This is a genomic window from Streptomyces sp. SD15, from assembly GCF_054462255.1.
Genome location: NZ_JBTLMO010000149.1, coordinates 1 through 887, shown reverse-complemented (window position 1 = coordinate 887; position 887 = coordinate 1). Strand labels below are relative to the sequence as shown.

Here is an 887-nt window from a genome sequence, read left to right as displayed (position 1 = left end):
CACCGCAAGTACCACCACCACGAGATGACGTTCTCGATGGTCTACGCCTACAGCGAGAACTACGTCCTGCCCATCTCCCACGACGAAGTCGTCCACGGCAAACGCTCACTCGTCTCCAAGATGCCCGGCGACTGGTGGCAACAACGCGCCACCACACGCGCCTACCTCGGCTTCATGTGGGCCCACCCCGGCAAGCAACTCCTCTTCATGGGACAGGAATTCGCCCAGGGCGCCGAATGGTCCGAAGCCCACGGACCCGACTGGTGGCTCCTCGACCCCGCCTACAGCGCCGAACCCGACCACCGCGGCATCCGCGACCTCGTCCGCGACCTCAACACGGTCTACCGCGACGAACCCGCCCTCTGGCAACGCGACACCCACCCCGCCGGCTTCACCTGGATCGCCGGAGACGCCGCCGACGACAACGTCCTCGCCTTCCTCCGCCACGACGCGTCCGGCAACCCCCTCCTCGCCGTCTCCCACTTCTCCCCCGTCGTCCGCCACGACTACCGCCTCGGCATCCCCGACGACATCCCCGCCTGGCACGAGACACTGAACACCGACACCGCCCGCTACGGCGGCAGCGACGTCACCAACCCCCACCCCCTCAAACCCGAACCCCACCCCGCCCACGGCCGCACCGCCAGTCTCCGCCTCACCCTCCCCCCACTCGCGACGATCTGGCTCCGCCCCGCCTGACAAACAACGACATCCGCCCCCTGGGGGCTTCGCCCCCAGACCCCCGCTTCGGCCTGAACGGCCTCGTCCTCAAACGCCGGACAGGCTGGGATACCTGGCGGGGGTCCAGGGGGCGCAGCGCCCCTGGCGGGGGTCTGGGGGCGGAGCCCCCAGGAACGGGATGGGACGGGTAGGGGCGGCGGGGGCGA

Annotated in this window: 1 protein-coding gene; it reads left to right on the top strand. The window is 70.0% G+C overall.

Annotation, left to right across the window (positions count from 1 at the left end; all coding sequences use genetic code 11):
- Nucleotides 1–699: alpha amylase C-terminal domain-containing protein (locus ACX28W_RS43955; RefSeq protein ID WP_459005700.1), on the top strand; the 699-nt coding region annotated here is incomplete at its 5' end.
- Between the last annotated feature and the right edge of the window lie 188 nt (nt 700–887).